Source organism: Sulfurimonas limnophila (genome assembly GCF_059705345.1).
Window position 1 is genome coordinate 29,403 of record NZ_AP046127.1, and the last position, 18,029, is coordinate 47,431.

Annotated in this window: 16 protein-coding genes and 1 tRNA gene; all 17 read left to right on the forward strand. The window is 37.2% G+C overall.

The window, feature by feature from the left end:
- Nucleotides 1–32 precede the first annotated feature (32 nt).
- The 17 genes from flgE (at nucleotide 33) to AC6H33_RS00230 (ending at nucleotide 18,018) form a co-directional block, all read left to right on the forward strand.
- Nucleotides 33–2,189, forward strand: a complete 2,157-nt coding sequence (gene flgE / locus AC6H33_RS00150) for a flagellar hook protein FlgE (RefSeq protein ID WP_497604979.1) — start codon at nucleotides 33–35, stop codon at nucleotides 2,187–2,189.
- 127 nt (nucleotides 2,190–2,316) lie between these two features.
- Complete coding sequence (purT, locus tag AC6H33_RS00155) at nucleotides 2,317–3,480, forward strand: formate-dependent phosphoribosylglycinamide formyltransferase (RefSeq protein ID WP_497604980.1); 1,164 nt, start codon at nucleotides 2,317–2,319, stop codon at nucleotides 3,478–3,480.
- Nucleotide 3,481: 1 nt separating this feature from the next.
- Nucleotides 3,482–4,417 (forward strand): D-2-hydroxyacid dehydrogenase, encoded by a 936-nt coding sequence (locus AC6H33_RS00160; RefSeq protein ID WP_497604981.1) that lies wholly within the window; start codon nucleotides 3,482–3,484, stop codon nucleotides 4,415–4,417.
- A 29-nt stretch (nucleotides 4,418–4,446) separates the two neighbouring features.
- Nucleotides 4,447–4,818 carry a YqaA family protein gene (locus AC6H33_RS00165; protein WP_497604982.1) on the forward strand — a complete coding sequence of 124 codons (372 nt, stop codon included), beginning with the start codon at nucleotides 4,447–4,449 and terminating at the stop codon, nucleotides 4,816–4,818.
- Between the two features lie 29 nt (nucleotides 4,819–4,847).
- Nucleotides 4,848–7,418, forward strand: coding sequence for an ABC transporter substrate-binding protein (locus AC6H33_RS00170; protein ID WP_497604983.1), 2,571 nt, complete (start codon nucleotides 4,848–4,850; stop codon nucleotides 7,416–7,418).
- Nucleotides 7,408–9,012 (forward strand): FAD-dependent oxidoreductase, encoded by a 1,605-nt coding sequence (locus tag AC6H33_RS00175; protein WP_497604984.1) that lies wholly within the window; start codon nucleotides 7,408–7,410, stop codon nucleotides 9,010–9,012. The genes AC6H33_RS00170 and AC6H33_RS00175 overlap by 11 nt, the downstream gene beginning before the upstream one ends.
- On the forward strand, nucleotides 9,002–9,706 hold the full coding sequence (locus tag AC6H33_RS00180) for a succinate dehydrogenase/fumarate reductase iron-sulfur subunit (protein ID WP_497604985.1): 705 nt from the start codon (nucleotides 9,002–9,004) through the stop codon (nucleotides 9,704–9,706). Before AC6H33_RS00175 ends, AC6H33_RS00180 begins: the two co-directional genes overlap by 11 nt.
- A 173-nt stretch (nucleotides 9,707–9,879) precedes the next feature.
- A complete protein-coding gene (locus AC6H33_RS00185) occupies nucleotides 9,880–10,377 on the forward strand; it encodes a YajQ family cyclic di-GMP-binding protein (RefSeq protein WP_497604986.1) in 498 nt (165 codons plus the stop codon).
- A gap of 9 nt (nucleotides 10,378–10,386) precedes the next feature.
- Complete coding sequence (locus tag AC6H33_RS00190; protein ID WP_497604987.1) at nucleotides 10,387–11,049, forward strand: helix-turn-helix domain-containing protein; 663 nt, start codon at nucleotides 10,387–10,389, stop codon at nucleotides 11,047–11,049.
- Nucleotides 11,050–11,083: 34 nt separating this feature from the next.
- A tRNA-Ser gene (locus AC6H33_RS00195) sits at nucleotides 11,084–11,172 on the forward strand.
- 63 nt (nucleotides 11,173–11,235) lie between these two features.
- Nucleotides 11,236–11,565, forward strand: coding sequence for a hypothetical protein (locus AC6H33_RS00200; RefSeq protein WP_497604988.1), 330 nt, complete (start codon nucleotides 11,236–11,238; stop codon nucleotides 11,563–11,565).
- Between the two features lie 34 nt (nucleotides 11,566–11,599).
- Nucleotides 11,600–13,489 carry a TonB-dependent receptor plug domain-containing protein gene (locus AC6H33_RS00205; RefSeq protein ID WP_497604989.1) on the forward strand — a complete coding sequence of 630 codons (1,890 nt, stop codon included), beginning with the start codon at nucleotides 11,600–11,602 and terminating at the stop codon, nucleotides 13,487–13,489.
- A 2-nt stretch (nucleotides 13,490–13,491) separates the two neighbouring features.
- Nucleotides 13,492–14,310: an ABC transporter substrate-binding protein gene (locus tag AC6H33_RS00210; RefSeq protein ID WP_497604990.1), complete on the forward strand. Its 819-nt coding sequence runs from the start codon at nucleotides 13,492–13,494 to the stop codon at nucleotides 14,308–14,310.
- Nucleotides 14,307–15,032, forward strand: a complete 726-nt coding sequence (locus AC6H33_RS00215) for an ABC transporter ATP-binding protein (protein WP_497604991.1) — start codon at nucleotides 14,307–14,309, stop codon at nucleotides 15,030–15,032. Before AC6H33_RS00210 ends, AC6H33_RS00215 begins: the two co-directional genes overlap by 4 nt.
- Complete coding sequence (locus AC6H33_RS00220) at nucleotides 15,025–15,987, forward strand: FecCD family ABC transporter permease (protein WP_497604992.1); 963 nt, start codon at nucleotides 15,025–15,027, stop codon at nucleotides 15,985–15,987. The genes AC6H33_RS00215 and AC6H33_RS00220 overlap by 8 nt, the downstream gene beginning before the upstream one ends.
- On the forward strand, nucleotides 15,984–17,582 hold the full coding sequence (locus AC6H33_RS00225) for a YcaO-like family protein (RefSeq protein WP_497604993.1): 1,599 nt from the start codon (nucleotides 15,984–15,986) through the stop codon (nucleotides 17,580–17,582). Before AC6H33_RS00220 ends, AC6H33_RS00225 begins: the two co-directional genes overlap by 4 nt.
- A gap of 10 nt (nucleotides 17,583–17,592) precedes the next feature.
- Nucleotides 17,593–18,018 carry a hypothetical protein gene (locus AC6H33_RS00230; RefSeq protein WP_497606004.1) on the forward strand — a complete coding sequence of 142 codons (426 nt, stop codon included), beginning with the start codon at nucleotides 17,593–17,595 and terminating at the stop codon, nucleotides 18,016–18,018.
- Nucleotides 18,019–18,029: the final 11 nt, after the last annotated feature.

Genomic DNA, 18,029 nt, shown 5'->3' on the forward strand with positions numbered 1-18,029 from the left:
GTTTTTGGAAATTAATAGACAAGGGGTTTACTATGTTAAAATCACTTTTTGCTGGAGTCTCTGGGCTTCAGTCTCACCAAGTTGCAATGGACGTAGAGTCAAACAATATTGCAAACGTAAATACAGTCGGGTATAAATATTCTCGTGCAAACTTTTCAGACCTTTTAGCACAAACAAGAGCAATCGCTACTGCACCTCAGGGAGAGCTTGGCGGTAAAAATCCTGTTCAGGTTGGTCTTGGGGCTACTGTTAGCTCTATGACACGCATCTTCTCTCAAGGTTCGGTGCAAAATTCAGATAAAAATACAGACGTTGCTATTCAGGGCGATGGCTTTTTTATCATCTCGCCAGATGGCGGAAATACTTACAAATATACACGTGCGGGTGACTTTAAGTTTGATGCTAGTGGAAATTTTGTTGATAACAACGGATTTATCGTTCAGGGATGGTTAAGAGACAGTTCGACAGGTTTGGTTGATGCAACTGCGCCCATCACAAATATCAATGTTCCTCCAGGGCTTACAACTCCAGCATCTCCTACACAAAATGTAGTTATCAAAGCAAATCTAAATTCAGGTCCGTTGGTTTCGACATTTTCCCCTGCTTATGAGGTAGAAAGCTATCCTACTGGGACAGCTCTTCCAACTCCTCCAGCTGTAGATGAAAATGGAAACGCTATAGACTCTGGAAATATGGGAGTACTCTTTAATGACTCTGGAGAAGCATTTAACCTTCAAACAGGTCAAGGTATCTGGGCATCATTTACCCCTACAACAACAGTTGCAACAGGAGCTGTAGTAGGTGGAGCAGCAGAACTGGATATAACTTTAGAGCTTGATGATGGAACTACAAAGCAGATAACTACCAATGGTGGACTTGCAGGAAATACTGTTGCTGAAAATGCTGCACGCTATGTCTCAGCTATTAATGCTCAAACGTCAGTAACGGGAATAATTGCTACATATAGCGGTGGTTTTATCAATCTTGCCAACTCCAACTCAGATATGAATGCTTCTCATAATATTAGAATCAGTGCAGTAGGAAATGCAAATAGTGGTTTAGCAGTAGGGGATTCTGCAACTACCGCATATAGATATCAGTATGATCCAACAGGTGCTGTTACAGTAGCAGGTGGAGATAAGAAATTTACAACTATTGCAGATTTACGTGAAGCTTTAGAGAATCAAGCTCGTGCCGTAGGTAATGGAGATTTAGATGCTACACCAAACGAGAATAATATTGAGATAAAGATAAACGCTCAAGGAAAGTTTGAGCTAACAAACCCTGGCGGCTCTCAAGATGGTGATTATGATATCAATCTAGCTATTACAGGAATGAGCGCTAGTAGTATTGTGGGCGGTGGAATAACTGAAAATAGTAAATTTACTAGAAATATGGAAGCACTAAACGCAACACTTCCAGCAGGAAGTACAGGAAAAGCATTTTCACAAAGCTTTAATGCTGCAACGCACTCTGCTAGTATAGATATTTTTGACTCCCTTGGTTCAAAACATACGTTAAGAACAGAGTTTAGAAAAGTTGCAGTTGATACTTCAACGGGAAGTACTTGGAATATGAAAATAAGTGTTCCAGAACCAGCAACTATTGACTCTGTTGCACCTTACAATGAAAAAACAGGTTTTGTTCGTTTTAACAGTGATGGCTCACTTGCAACTTTCAACCCGCCTAACGTCTCTTTTACGGGAAATAACGGTTCAGCTGCAAATCAGCAGGTAGCAATTAAGCTTGGTACTTCTAACAGTTTTGACGGGATGACAAGTTTTGACTCTAAATCAGCGACATCAGGAATCTCTCAAGATGGATTTACTGGCGGGGATTTAGTTGGTGTAAGAATAGATCAAAGCGGAACATTAATTGGTTCATTTAGTAATGGTAGAAGTTTTGGTCTTGCACAAATTGGTATGGCAAAGTTTACTAACAACGAGGGACTATCTACTGAGGGCGGAAATGTTTATGTACAGACTGCAAACTCAGGAGACCCAATCATCGGAACGGCTGCAACAGCTGGACGTGGATTTATGCAGTCAGCAGCTCTTGAAGCTTCAAATGTGGATTTGTCTTTGGCACTTACACAGCTAATTATCATACAAAGAGGTTATCAGGCAAATGGTAAAACTATTACCACTTCTGATCAGCTTCTTCAAACTCTAATCGGACTAAAACAGTAAGTTTAATCCCTTTTTGATATAATTCCTCTGCTTTTAAAGTAAGCTTTAGTCGCTATTGCGACGTAAGCATAGCCAAACGGGTAATCCCGTTTGGTGTTTTAAATTTAATCAAAATGAAGGAATTATCATGCGTTTCTCTGCTCCTCTAAAATCAAATTCAAAAAAAATTATGCTTCTAGGTTCTGGTGAATTGGGTAAAGAAGTTGCTATCGAAGCTCAAAGACTCGGTCTTGAGGTAGTAGCAGTCGATAGATACCAAAACGCTCCAGCGCATAGCGTTGCACACAGAAGTTATGTTGTAAATATGCAAGATAAAGATGCACTTCTTGAGATAATATATCGTGAAAAACCAGACTACATTTTGCCTGAGATTGAAGCTATAAGCATTGATGCTCTTTTTGCTGCTGAAGATAAGGGCTATAACGTTATCCCAAATGCAAACGCTGTTAGCAAAACTATGAACAGAAAAAATATCCGTACCTTTGCGGCTGAAGTTTTAGAGCTTAAAACTGGTGCGTATGAGTTTGTAACAACAAAAGAGATGTTAGCAGCTGCTGCAGGGCGTTTGGGCTTTCCATGCGTTATAAAACCTGTTATGAGCAGTTCTGGACATGGGCAGAGCGTAGCAAGAAGTGCTTCTGATATCGAGGCTTCTTGGGAGATAGCAAAAGAGGCTAGAGGCGATGCGAGTGAGTTAATCGTTGAAGCATTTGTAGATTTTGATTATGAGATAACAATGCTAACTGCAAGAAATGGAAAAGAGACAGTTTTTTGTGAGCCAATCGGGCACGAGCAAAGAGATGGGGATTATGTTTTCTCATGGCAACCGATGCAGATGAGTGAGATAGCAAAGCAAAGAGCCGAGGATATGGCTAAAAAAATCACTGATGGACTTGGTGGTCGCGGTCTTTTTGGTGTTGAGCTATTTATAAAAGGGGATGAGGTCTATTTCTCAGAAGTCTCTCCTCGTCCGCACGATACAGGTATGGTAACACTTATAACCCAATCTCAAAGTGAGTTTGCACTTCATTTAAGAGCTGTTCTTGGGCTTCCTCTTGAGTTTACATTTTATGGAGAGGGTGCGAGTGCTGCATTTAAGTCAGAGGTTCATAACTTCTCTCCAGTTATTGAGGTAGATGATAGCCTCTTTAGCAAAAACAGTTTTGTTAGAATTTTTGGCAAACCAGAGGCTCATAAAGGGCGAAGACTTGCAGTTGCGTTGGTTTTTGATAAGGTAGAACAAGCGTTAGAGAAGGCAAGAGAGCTTATAACAAAGGTTAAGGATAGTTAAGTTGAAGATTGTAATCTTAGATGCTCTTACGTTTGGAGATAGCGATTTAAGCCCAATCTCATCGCTTGGGGATACTAAGATATTTCAAACAACCACACCTTCTCAACTACAAGAGCGCATAAAAGATGCAGATGTTATAGTTACTAACAAGGTTGTTATAACAGACGAAGATATGCAAAATAGCCCATCTTTAAAGCTTATATGCGTTGCTGCTACTGGTATGAACAATATAGATTTACAGAGCGCAAAAAATAGAGCCATAGATGTAAAAAATGTCTCTGGCTACTCAAGCGACTCTGTAATCCAACACACATTTTCTATGCTTTTATATCTCGTAGGACACTCAAAATATTATGACAACTATGTAAAAGAGGGCTTATATGCAAAGAGTGATATTTTTACAGATATATCACGTCCATTTTTTGAGATAAAAGGCAAGAAATGGGGCATTATAGGGCTTGGTGAGATAGGCAGAGGTGTGGCAAATATCGCAAAAACCTTTGGCGCAGAGATTTGCTACTACTCAACAAGCAAAAAAAACCAAAACAGCGAATACCCATCTGTTTTGCTTGATGAGCTTTTGATCAGTTGCGATATTATCTCCATACATGCTCCGCTAAATGAAGATACACTCAATCTTTTAGATTATAAAGAGTTGCAGATGTGCAAAGATGGTGCGGTTATCTTAAATCTTGGTCGTGGTGGCATTATCAACGAAGAGGCGGTTTTGCGCATAGTTGATGAGAGAGATATTCTCTTTGGTTTGGATGTTTTAAGCCGTGAACCAATGGAACAAAATAACCCACTTCTACATGTTAAAAATAGAGATAACCTATATATAACTCCACATATTGCTTGGAGCAGTATAGAGGCAAGAAAAACACTTATAGAGGGTGTTGCAAACAATATAAAATCTTTTTACGAGAAAAACAAATAGCAGAGTTAGCTCTCTTTTTATCTGCCTTCTTGGCAGCCACAATCCTTCCATTTAGCTCTGAGATAAGCTTTGTTGCAGCGCTAGAGAGTGGTATGAGCGTAAAAAATGCTATGTTTTTTGCTTCAAGCGGAAATATTTTAGCCATTATCCTTAACTACTCTTTGGGTTATCTTCTGTATGAGAAGACAAAAACAAAACTTCTTAGCTCAAAAATCGGCAGAGCTTCATACGGGTATGGACACCGTTATGGCTACACAGCACTTCTTTTTTCATGGCTTCCAATCATAGGTGACCCACTAACGTTAGTAGCTGGTGTTTTAAGACTAAATTTTGTGTATTTTCTCCTCATAAGTGCCACACTTAGGGTGTTAAGGTATTACTTTTTAACTCTTATGCTATAATTTATAAGATTAAAAATAGGGGTTTTGTTATGAAATATATAGTTGCTCTTCTTCTGTGCATCTCGCTTTATGCTTCACAAAAACCACTTGACAAAGTCTCCTTACGTCTTCAATGGCACGATCAGTTTCAGTTCGCAGGTTACTATATGGCAAAAGAGAAAGGCTTTTATGAAGATGTAGGGCTTGATGTAGAGATAAAGAAGTTTAGCCCTGAGATTGATGTAGTAGAGGATGTTCTAAGCAAAAATACAACTTATGGCATAGGACGCTCAAGTTTAGTTTGGTATCACGCAGAGGGCAAAAACATAACGCTTTTAAGTGCAACTTTTCAATCTTCGCCAATGGTTTTATTGGCTTTAAAATCTTCAAATATAGATAGTATAAAAGAGTTTGCAAATAAAAAAATCATGATGACAGTAGATGCTCTTGAGAGCGCACCGATATATGCCATGATAAGGTCTTCCCAAGCTGATGAGAAGAGTATAGAGTTTGTAGAACACTCTTTAAATATTGATGATTTGATTCAAAAAAAAGTTGATTTGTATACTGGATACAGTTCGAATGAGCCATTTTTACTAAAAGAGAAAAAGATAGATTTTGAGATTTTTTATCCAAATAAAAGCGGCTTTGATTTTTATAGTGATATTCTCTTTACGTCAGAGGAAGAGGCAGTGCAAAATCCTCATAGAACAGATAATTTTAGAGAAGCCTCTATTTGTGGGTGGGAGTACGCATTTAACAATATAGATGAAACAGTATCTATCATTTATGAGAAGTACAACCCAATGAAAAAATCAAAAGATGCTCTAAAGTTTGAAGCACTTGAACTCAAAAAATTAGCTTATATGGATGGAATTCCTCTTGGTACAATTAAGCAAGAAGAAATTATAAGAGTATTGGACATATATAGACTGATGGGGCTTGTTAATTCAAAGAGAGATACAGATAAGCTTATATTTAAGAGCAAAAATAGATTATTAACAGATGCAGAAGAGCAGTTTTTAAGAGATAAAAAAGAGCTAAGAGTTTGTGCTATTTCAAAACTTCTACCATTTAGTGATATGAAAGATGGTGCATTTGCAGGTATCTGCTCGGATGTTTTAGGATTAACAAAAGAAAATGTGAATATCCCATATAGAGCAGTATATGCTTCTAGCTGGGAAGGGAATTTAGCAAATCTCAAAAACAGGAGATGCGATATTTTACCAATGGCTACTCAGAGGCTTAAAAAAGAGTCAATCTCAGTCGTCAATCCATACTACAAAGAGCAACCAGCCATAGTGACTAAAAAATCTCAAAACTACATAGTAGATATAAAAAATGTGTTTGATAAAAAATTTGTCGCAACAAAAGGAAACCCATTTGTCATAGAGCTAAAACTTAAGCACCCAATGCTTGATATCTCTTATGTAAATTCGCTTCAAGAGGGGTTTGAGCGTGTTGAGAGAGGAGAGTACTACGGATATATAGATACTTTAGTTGCAACTGCATACGCTTTTAAAAATATCTCCAATGGCGATTTGAAAATCGCTGGAGCTTTTGATGATAAAGTAGGTGTTGGTTTTGGATTTAGAGAAGAAGATAAAGAGCTGTATAATATTTTTAAAAAAGCTTCACAAGAGATACAGCCCTCAGATATAGATAAAATTGTAAGTAAGTGGATCTCTGTAAGCTATGTAAAAAGTATAAATTTTGAGTATCAAAAAGAGATAGTTGTTCTTCTCTTTTTGGTAATTGGATTCTTTTTTTATAGACAGCACATTTTAAATAAAAAGAACCAAGAACTTGAAGCTCTTAAAAACGAGTTACAGAAAAAGGTTCAAGTGGCAATCGCTGATATACAAAAAAAAGATACGTACATGCTCCATAAATCAAGACTAGCTCAGATGGGCGAGATGATAAGCATGGTAGCGCATCAGTGGAAACAGCCTCTTAGCTCTATCTCAGCACTTCAAATATCTATTTTGATGGCAGTGGAGCTTGAAGAGTATGATTTATCCAATGAAAACGAGAGAGAGCAATTTTTACTCTACTTGCAAGAGAGATTAAAGAAGATAGGAGAGCAGACTCAAGCGCTTAGTCTGATTATCTCTGATTTTAGTGATTTTTATAAACTAAATAAAAATCAAGAACTAATAGGGCTAAATGTTTTAGTGGTAAAGGCATATAAACTATTGGAAGATAATTTAGAATTTGATGAGATTGATTTGTGTCTAGAGCTTAGTTCAAAAATGAGCGTCGTAGTATATAAAAATGAGTTTATACAAGTTATTTTAAATATCATAAACAATGCAAGAGAGCAGCTTTCGCAAATAAAGAGAGCTGATGCACAAATTTTGATAAAGAGCTATGACAGAGATGATATATGTGTCCTAGAGATAAGTGATAATGGCGGCGGAATTAACGAGAGTATAAAAGATAATATCTTTGATCCATATTTCTCAACAAAGTTTGACAAAAATGGTACAGGACTTGGTCTTTATATGTCAAAGAGCATTATAGAACAGCATCATAAAGGTAAAATTTATATGCAAAATATAGATAATGGTGCAAAATTTATTATAGAGTTACAAGCAAGTGAGGATGAAGATGAGAGATAGAGTAGTAGTTGTAGGAGCAGGTGGCGCAGGGCTTGTAGCAGCACTTAGTGCGCATGAGAGCGGTGCAAAAGTGAGCGTAATAACAAAAGAGTATCCAACAAGAAGTCAAACATGTATGGCACAAGGCGGTATAAATGCTGCGCTATCAAATGTAGATGAAGATAGCACAGAGTTACATATACAAAACACACTAAAGTCAGCACACTCTTTAGCAGATGAAGAAGCTGTAAAACTTCTATGCAACTCTGCACCAGATGCAATAGCGTGGTTAGATAGTATAGGAGTTCCTTTTAGCAGAACAGAAGATGGCAAAATCGCTCAAAGAAAATTAGGTGGAGCCTCTGCAACTAGAGCTTGTTATGCACAAGATTATACTGGTTTAAAAATACTTCACACACTTTATGACAGATGCGTAGCGAGTGGAATTGAGTTTTTAAATGAGCGTTATCTCTTGGATTTTATAACAGATGAGAGTGCTAACAAAAAGAGCGTTTGTGGTGTTAGTGTTTTAAACAAAAGAAGCGGAGAGGTTGAGCTCATCCAAAGTTGTAGCGTTATAGTTGCAACTGGCGGATACAGTAGAGTTTTTCATAACTACTCAACAAACTCTGTTTCTTCAAGTGGAGATGGGATTGCAGCAGCTCTTAGAGCTGGAGCAGTGGCAAGTGATTTGGAGTTTATACAGTTTCATCCAACAGCACTAAAGGGCTCTTCTATCTTAATCTCAGAGAGTGCAAGGGGCTTGGGAGGTTATCTTCTTAACACAAATGGCGAGAGATTTGTAAATGAGTTAGCACCTCGCGATGAGGTCTCACGAGCGATACATGATGAGATTTTAAAGGGCGAAAATATCTTTTTAGATATTCGTCATTTAGGCTCTGAGTTAATTGAAAAAGAGTTGCCACAAGAGGCAAAGCTTGCAAAACTTTATGAAAATATTGACCCTGCATTAGAGCTTATTCCCATAAAGCCAGTAGCGCACTATACAATGGGCGGCATAGATGTTAACAATCGTTCATCTACTTCTGTTGAGGGGCTTTTTGCTGTTGGCGAGTGTGCAAACCATAGAGTCCATGGAGCAAACAGACTTGGCGGAAATTCACTCCTAGAGCTTGTCGTATTTGGAAAAATAGCAGGAGAGAGCGCAGCAAAATTTGCTAAAGAGAGCACTTTAGAGATAGATATTCAAGAACGCATTAAGATAGTTCAAGCAAATTTGCAACAGATAAAGTCTTATACAAATGAGATAAATTTTTATGAAAAACATTCAGAATTAGGCGAGATATTTTATAAAAAAGTAGGAATAAAAAGAGATAAAAAATCTCTACTCTCTACCCTTGATAGTGTTAGAGAGATGAAACAAAATCTTAAAAAGATGGGTGTTAGTGATAAAGAAAAAAAGTATAACACAAATCTTATAGAGTTTTTAGAGTTTAAAAATATGCTCTTTTTAAGTGAGCTGATTTTGCTTAGTGCGATTCAAAGAGATGAGAGCAGAGGCGCACACTTTAGAGTAGATGCGCAAGAGAGCGTAAAAGCATTTGAAGCACATACTATAATCGATAGAGATGGAGTAATAAGCTATGAAAATTAGTATAAAAAGAGAAGACTCATATGTAGAGTATGATGTTTTATCGAGCGATGTAACTCTCTTAGAGGTTTTAAACGAGATAAAGAGCAAAGTCGATGCAACTCTAGCATATAGCAGTGGATGTAGAAGCAGTGTTTGCGGAAGTTGCGCGGTTAGAGTAAATGGCAAAGAAGTTTTGGCATGTTCGTACAAAGCAGAGGATGGGGATATAGTAGAGCCACTTTTAAACACTCCTCTAGAGCGTGATTTAGTAGTAAATATGGACAAGGCTTATAGCTTCAATGCAAAAGCAAAAGCGTGGCAGAGCACAATAGTGCAAAACGTAAAACTAACTGATGAAGATGAGAAGCGAAATGCACTTCAAAGTGACTGTATAATGTGTGGCTCATGTTATAGCGCATGTCCAGTATATGCCACAAACAGCGACTTCTTGGGACCATTTTCACTAACAAGAGTTTGGCGTTATGTGAGCGATAAAAGAGAGCAGAACCCAAAAGATAAGATTGATAACATCCAAGTGAATGGTGTTTGGGATTGTACTCTGTGTAACGCATGTACGCTTGTTTGTCCGCAAGATATTTCTAGTAAAGCAGATATAGAAAAGCTAAGAGCAAGAAGTGTTATGTTTGGTTATAACGACCCATCGTTTGCTAGTTTTGGTGGTGGATTTGGCTTTGATGGAAATCCTAGTTTCTGACTTATTTTATACGCTCTCTTAGCAAGGCCCATAAAACGGTAGGTGTAGACGTACTTACAACCCACCCCATAAGGCTACATGCATCAAGAGATGAATGAGAGATAACTTACTTTTTATTTTGTTTGTTATATAATCAAAACTTGTTAGTTTTAAATAAATATGGAGTGTTAAGTATGGCAAAAGAGTACTCATTTGATATAAGCGCAAAGATAGATATGCAAAGTTTTAAAAATGCTATAAATCTAGTAGATAAAGAGGTAGCTAACCGTTATGACTTTAAAGGTACAACCTATGAAGTTGACTATAAAGAGAAAGATAAACTTCTAGTTATGATAGCTTCAAGCGATAACAAGCTCGATGCTCTAAAAGATATTGTTATAACTAAGCTTCTAAAACAGAACCTCTCATCAAAAGTATTAGAGGAGCAAAAGACCGAAAATTCAAGCGGAAACAACAGAAAAGTAACTTATAAAATTGTTGATTATATTGAGTCAAAAGAGGCAAAAAAGATAACAGCTGAGATAAAAAATCTAAAACTAAAAGTTACCGCTCAAATAGAGGGAGACTCTATAAGAGTTAAGGGTGCCAAGCTTGATGATTTGCAAAAAGTTATAGCAACTATCCGCTCAATGGAGTGGGAAGCACCGCTAGTTTTTGAAAATATGAGATAAGGATAGGGTATGTCAAAGCTAACTATCTCTGATGCAGCGCAGTTTTTAGGAGTATCTAAAGAGGCGATTCATAATCGTATAAGAAGAGGAACTCTGCACTGCATAGTTGAAAATGACGTAAAACTTGTGGTTATTAGCGAGGATGATAGTTCTGCTAGCGTAGTTAAAAAATCTTTTACTCCAAAGCAGACGACAACACATGGTAATGAGAAATATTATAAGTTTTTAGAAGAACAAAACACAAAACTACAACACAGAGTTGATACGCTTGAGGGCGAAACAAGAACTCTGCGAGATCAAAAAGAGCAAATGCTCATAGATGAGAGAATCAAGATAGAAAATATCTACAAAGAAAAAGATGAACAGCTAAAAAACATCATAAATGCAATATCTTCAAAACTGATGTTAGCTACTCCACAAGAGGTGCAAGAGACGATAGAGGGCGAGATAGACGAAGATACAGATGAAGATGAACAAGATATGGATACAGACAAAAGCAGACTCATCTCGCTAAACAAGTATCTAAAGGGCCAAGATTTCTCAAAGAAAAAAATCGCGAAGATAAAAGAGAAGTTCAAAGAGAGAGCAAAAGATGACTCAAGAGTAGTAACAATTGGTAAAAAGTATTATATAGACTTGCACAAATATGATTATAGTGACTTCTCTATTTAAGCGTTTTATAGATAAAATTCGCACCCAACAACATGGACAATTGGGAGAGTTGGTTTAATCCAGTCGCCTGGAACGCGGCCGTAGGGTAACCTACCGTGAGTTCGAATCTCACATTGTCCACCATCCACTTCTAATAAACAGACAAAATTAATAGTGCTATAATTGCAAAAAAAATATGGGGCATTTTTGAGACTTCCTAAGGGCTTTGGCAAAAACTACTTTACTCTAAGAGCGATTACCGCTACTACAAATCAGGTGACGCTAAACGCTGAGGCATCTTGTGTGCAAAGTTTTCATATGTCAAACTTCAACGGTGATGAGCAAGAAGCAGAGATAGAAGATGATGATCCAGCCGCCTCACTACTCTTAGAGCTATCTTCAAAACCTTGTCATTGCAACTGTTACTATTTTAAACGTACCAAAAAAACCCTACTTCTATGCAAATTTCAAAGACTAATCCCAAACTACTTTAAAAATCTAAACAACAACATCTCTCCACCTTTTTTATACTTTTAATCAACAAACAAAAAAATTAAATTATGGAAAAAAGATGAAAAAAAAAGTACTTTTATCACTACTTGCTTCAAGCGTATTAGTCGCTCAAAATATCGAGCTAGAATCTTTGAGCATCGTATCAACTGCCATAAAAACAGATGAGTTAAAATCGACTGACGCAGTAGAGATATATACAGCAGAGGATATACAAAATGCACACGTACAAAATATTTATGAGTTTTTAAATCAACAGACTTCAGTTACAGCAATGCCTTCTTACGGGAATTCATATGCGCAAATGATAGATTTTAGAGGCTATGGAATTGACAGCGGATATCAAAATATCCTCATAACAGTTAATGGCAGAAAAATCAATAACATCGACATGGTGCCTCAACTTCTCTCGAGTATCTCGCCTGATTCGATACAGAGGCTGGAGATTATCAAATCAAGCGGGATAGTAAAGGGTGGAGATGGCGCAAATGCTGGAGTTATAAACATCATAACTAAAAATAGCAACGCAAAAGAGATAACAATCTATGGCGGAACTCATGGAGTAGCAGATGGCTCATTTTATCTAGGACATAGCGAGGAGAAGCTATCTATAAATGCTAGTGGCGAAGCACAAAGAGGCGATGGAAGCCGTTACATAAACAGTAATGGAGACAAAGATGAGAGCTCTTTAAAGACTGGCTCACTAAATATCGCTTATAATCCAATCGATGCGTTAGAGTTACGCGCTGGTGTATCTTTTGCAAGAACGGATATTACTTATGCAAGTTTTTTAACACTTGATGAGTATAACAACGATACTAAGAGTGCTGGAGCATTTAACTGGGGAGCAGCAAATCAAAAATATGACACAGATGCTCTAAACTTGGGCTTTAGCTACCATCTTAGCGATAAACTCTCTATAAATATTGACGGTACAAAAGAGAAGAAAAAATCACTCTATAACTCTAGCTCACAAACAGATTATGAGTATGACTCACTGGGCTCATCATTAAATTATGTTGATAATATCTCTAGTTTTACTTTTGGTTATGATATCTTTGATGGCAATCTTATAAACGCTAACAATGACCTAACAAAAACTTCTAACGCACTTTACTTTTTAGATGAGTTGTACCTAGGAAGCAGTACTATAAAACTAGGAGCTAGATACGAAGATATATCTTTTAAAAGTAAGGGTGGTGAGGATCAAGACGATAAGCTTTATGGCGCAGAACTTGGATATAACTTTGCATTTGATAGAGAAAAATCACTCTTTGCAAACTATTCACATGGTTATCAATCTTCTAGTTTAGATAGACTCTTTCACTGGAGCACAGGCGCATTTATGGGCTATGTAAAGCCATCAGAGTCAGACAACTTTACAGTTGGATTTAACCATATATTGCCAACAAACAAACTAAAAGTCTCTCTTTATTACATCTCTTTAGAAGATGAGATTTACTACTATGCAGATCCGACTTGGGCAAACTCTAGAAATACAAATATCGATAAATCATACAAATATGGTTTAGATATTTATGACAAATGGCTCATAAATGAAGAGTTGAGTGTACTCTTAAACTATAACTATGTTCAAGCGATTATTGATGAGGAGGAGGGCTATGGCGGAAATAATCTTCCTGGAGTCTCAAATCACAACATAAAAGCGACACTCAGCTACTCTCTAAATAGAAGTACAATTTTATCTTTAACTCAAACTTATCGTTCAGAGGCGTATGCTATAAACGACTTTAACAATAACTTTGCTCAAAAACAAGATGCGTATAGAAGTACTGACATCTCCATAAGCTACACAAAAGATAGTTTGGAACTTTTCGCTAAAATAAACAATCTGTTTAATCAAAAAAATGGTTTGTGGGTTGAAGATAATGCAATCTACCCTATAAACTTTACTACAACTGCAATCGCAGGGTTCAAACTAAAAATCTAAGGATGCAAGTGAGCATAAAACTCTTTTTTTTAGCACTCCTCTTTGTGTTGGCACTACAAGCTAATGAAAGAGTTGTCTCTCTCACGCCATCAGTCACAGAGATAGTATATGGGCTGAAAAAAGGAGACACTCTTGTCGCAACTAGTGAGTTCTCGCTCTATCCGCCAGAGGCTGGGGGGCTTGAGAGTATCGGCGGATACTCAAATCCAAACTTGGAAAAAATCATCTCTCTCTCCCCTACCTTGGTAATCGGACAAGATTTTAATCAAGCGACGTTAGAGAAGTTACAGAGATTTGGCATCAAAACTTTTGTCGTAAAACTGCAAACCATTGATGATATAAAAGGCTCTATCGTAAAAATATCTCATGCACTAAAAGCGGACGCGAAACCTTTAGTTGATGAGATAGAATATGCGATACAAAGCGCTCCAAAGAGTAAAAAGAGCCACAAAGTTATGATAGTTTTTGGGTTACATGAGGATTTGAGCAGGGGCATTTATATAGCTGGAAATGATATATTTTTTAATGATATTATTAAGATTTGTGGCAACACTAACGCTTATACGTCAAGTGATACTAACCAACCCTCACTCAGTTATGAAAATGTTATAGCACTAAATCCAGACCAGATAATCATACTTCACTCAAATGCCTCAAACAGTGGAGTTAACATAGAAAAAGCATTGAGCGCTTGGCACTCACTTCCAACTAACGCAAGTAAAAACAGACGTATAACAGTTGTAGATGAGAGCTATCTTCACATCCCATCACACAGAGTTGCTCTTAGTATCAAAAGACTCTCTTATGAGATGAGCAGATGATAGAGCTAAAAAATCTCAGATGCAGGTATGATAAAACTATAATTCTTCAAGATATAAACCTAAAAATAGCCTCACACCTAAGCATACTTGGAGCAAACGGTTCTGGTAAAAGTACACTAGCCCGTGCTTTATCTGCTTTGATTGATTATGATGGGGAGATAGTTATAGATGGTGCAGATTTAAAGAGTTTATCAAACAAAACAAGAGCAAAAACTATCGCTTACGTTCCCCCAAAACTAGAGCTCTATGACTCTTTTATAACACTTTATGAGTTTGTTTTACTAGGAAGATTTGCTTATAAAAAGAGCTTTTTTGACTACTCAAGTGAGGATAGGGAGATAGCAGACAAGTATATAAAGCTTCTTGGTTTAGAGCACTTGAGGGGCCATACTCTTTTGTCTTTAAGCTCAGGAGAGCAACAACTCTCGCTTATGGCAGCGGCTCTTTGTATGCAGAGTCGTATCATGATTTTTGATGAACCAACTGCAAATCTTGATCCGCTAAACTCTAAAATAGTAGCAAAGTATATAAAAAATCTAAAACGCACTCACCAAATCATCCTCATAACTCACGATCTGCATCTTGCCTCTTTTATCGGCTCTGATATAGCATTTATAAAAGAGCAACATGCAGAGTTTTATGGAAGTGAATTTTTTAGCGATAAGGTTTTAGAAGAGCTTTATGGTGTATCTTTTAACTCATTGGTGATAGAGTATGAGTAGATTTTTCATATGGTTTGGTCTAGTTGCTTCTCTTGTCATCTCTCCATTTATCGGCTCAGTAACGCTCCAACTAGCTGATATATTTGACCTCTCAACTCTGCATTCACAGATATTTTTTGAGTTGCGTCTTCCTAGAGTTATGTTTGCCTTCATTGCTGGTGCTATCCTCTCTGTAAGTGGACTTCTGTTTCAAACACTCTTTAGAAATGCACTGCTGACTCCATATACACTTGGTGTTTCAAGTGGCGCAGTTTTGGGTGCTGGAATCGCCATAAAACTAGGGCTTGGAGCGCTATTTTTTGGGATAAGCGCTATAAATATCTTTGGTTTTTTTGGAGCAATTCTTACACTGCTTTTACTGCTTTATCTAAGTAAATTCATAAAAAATGTAAAAAGTGAATCACTCCTGCTCTTGGGAATCGCTCTCTCGCTCTTTTATGCTTCAGCGCTAATGATAATTTTTTATCTAGGAAGTGCCATCCAAAACGATACACTTATACGTTTTACGATGGGTTCTCTCTCTATAATAGGGTGGCAAAATCCTCTGTTTATCGGCTTGGTTGCGTTTGTGCTTGTTCTGGTTGTATATCTTTATAGATTTGAGTTGCAACTCTTAGCAACATCTGAGGAGAGCGCAAAACTAAAAGGTCTTGATAGTAAAAAAGTAACCTATATGCTTCTGCTCATCTCCTCTTTCGCCGTAGGTTCACTTGTTAGTATTAGCGGTCCTATCGGCTTTGTAGGGCTTATAACTCCTCATATAGTATCTATGTTATATCCATCTTCCATAAACTCAAGAATTCTCAAAACTGCACTCTTTGGGGCTCTATTTTTGGTTTTTTGTGACACAATAGCGAGATTGCTATCTACTCAAAACGATTTACCAATAGGAATCGTTACAGCGCTAATTGGTGGGCCATTTTTTATATATCTGATTATTAGGAAAAAAGAGTGAATATGTTATCAAAAGAGGCTCCGCTAGAGGTCTCTATCAAAAGAATGAAAAAAGTTTTAGAAGATGTTGGATGCAAAGTCACAACCTCAAAAGAGCATCATCCTCTACAAAACTGCTACTCGCTAAACCTTAGTTCAGTTGAAGCACCCTTACATATCTACTCAAACGGCAAAGGCACACTTGAAGATTCTGCACTTGCGAGTGCATTTGGAGAGTACATCGAGAGGCTTCAAACAAATATGTTTTTTAGTGACTTTTATCTTCCAAGCAGAAAACACTATCCAGATGAAGTAGAGTTTGAACTCGATGGAGATTTTTTGAGTGAAGTGTTGTTTGACATATATGACCCAGAGGGCGAACTTATGGGAGACGCTTATGTTGATTTTAACAGTGATAGCCAAAAAGTTATATCGCTTCCTTTTAAAAAACTCTCTACAAATGAGAGGGTTTATTTTCCTGTAAATATTTTGCATAACCTCTATGTCAGCAACGGCTTATCCGCTGGAAACACACCAAAAGAGGCTCAAGTTCAAGCTCTAAGTGAGATTTATGAGAGATACGCAAAGTTTGAAATCATCAAAAATGGATACGCTCTTGCAAAATTTCCGCAAAGTGTAATAGAGTCATTTTCAAAACTAAACGAAGATATTTCAGCTCTGCGTAACCTTGGATATATCGTAGAAGTTCTCGATGCCTCTCTTGGAGGAGTTTTTCCAGTAACTGCCATCTCGCTTATAAACCCAAAAAACTCAACTCTTTTTGTCTCTTTTGGTGCGCATCCGATTCTTGAAGTAAGTTTGGAGCGAACCATGACAGAGCTTATGCAAGGGCGCTCGTTAGAGACTCTTGATGACTTTGAGACGCCAACATTTGACATGAGTATAGTCTCAGATAGCTTCAATCTTGAGTCTCATTTTGTGGACTCAAACGCAAAACTCGGGTTTGCATTTTTAAGCTCCAAAAAGAGTTTTGAGTTCTCTGCTTGGAAGTATGATACGAAAATGGATGAACTAGAGTTTTTAACAAATATCGCCTCGGATATGGGCAAAGAGATCTACTTAAGAGAGTATGACTATCTAGGTTTTTACTCATGTCAGATGCTAATCCCAAGCATCTCAGAGGTCTATCCGATAGATGATTTACTCTATAACAACAAAAACAGCGCAAAAGCCATCCGTGATATGGTTTTAAACTTTAGTGACTATGATGCAGAGGATATTTTAGACACGATTGTCTCACTTGATGACTCGCTTAGCATGGAGAAATACATAGGCGTTATCTTTAAAAACAACTTCACAATGGCAGAGTTCAAGGCGCATCTATCTCTTCTTATGGATGATAAAGAGAGTGCTTTAGAATTTTTACAATACAGCTCAAAGAGTGATGCAAAAGTCATCTCAGAACTTATCAGCATGGAACTCCAAGAGGAAGATTATGAGGAGTACGAAGAGGCTCTTTTTAATATATTTTCAAAACAAAGCGTAGAAAAAGCCCTAAAAATCCTAAGCAAAGAGGACTCTTTTATAGATATAACACTTCATAACGACTACTATAACATGTTAGCGATGTATGACAGACTTGCAGAGAAAAAGTAGTGATGATATGATGAGCTATGAAGAGTGGTTTGAGCAACATGCACAAAAGCATAAAAAAATCGTAGATAAACTTCTAGCAAAAGGCTACAGCGAAGATGAAATCATAGAGTATTTTGAGTTTGAGAACATGGTAAAAGAGGAGAACGACTTTTGTCCTCTCTATGAGGATAACAAAAAATGCCACGATATGAAAAAACTAAACTGCTATCTTTGCGCTTGTCCCCACTTTAGATTTAACGATAAAGGCATAGAGGAAAAAGAGTCAAAAATGCTTTACAGTTTCTGTGAAATAGAGTCAAAAAATGGCAAAGAAACAACCTATGGAGATAGCATCCACCAAGATTGCTCAGACTGCATCGTGCCTCATACAAAGGCGTATGTAAAAAATAACTTTGATTTGGACTGGAAAAATATTATGAAAGATTGCAAAGAGTAACCTTTGCAAAA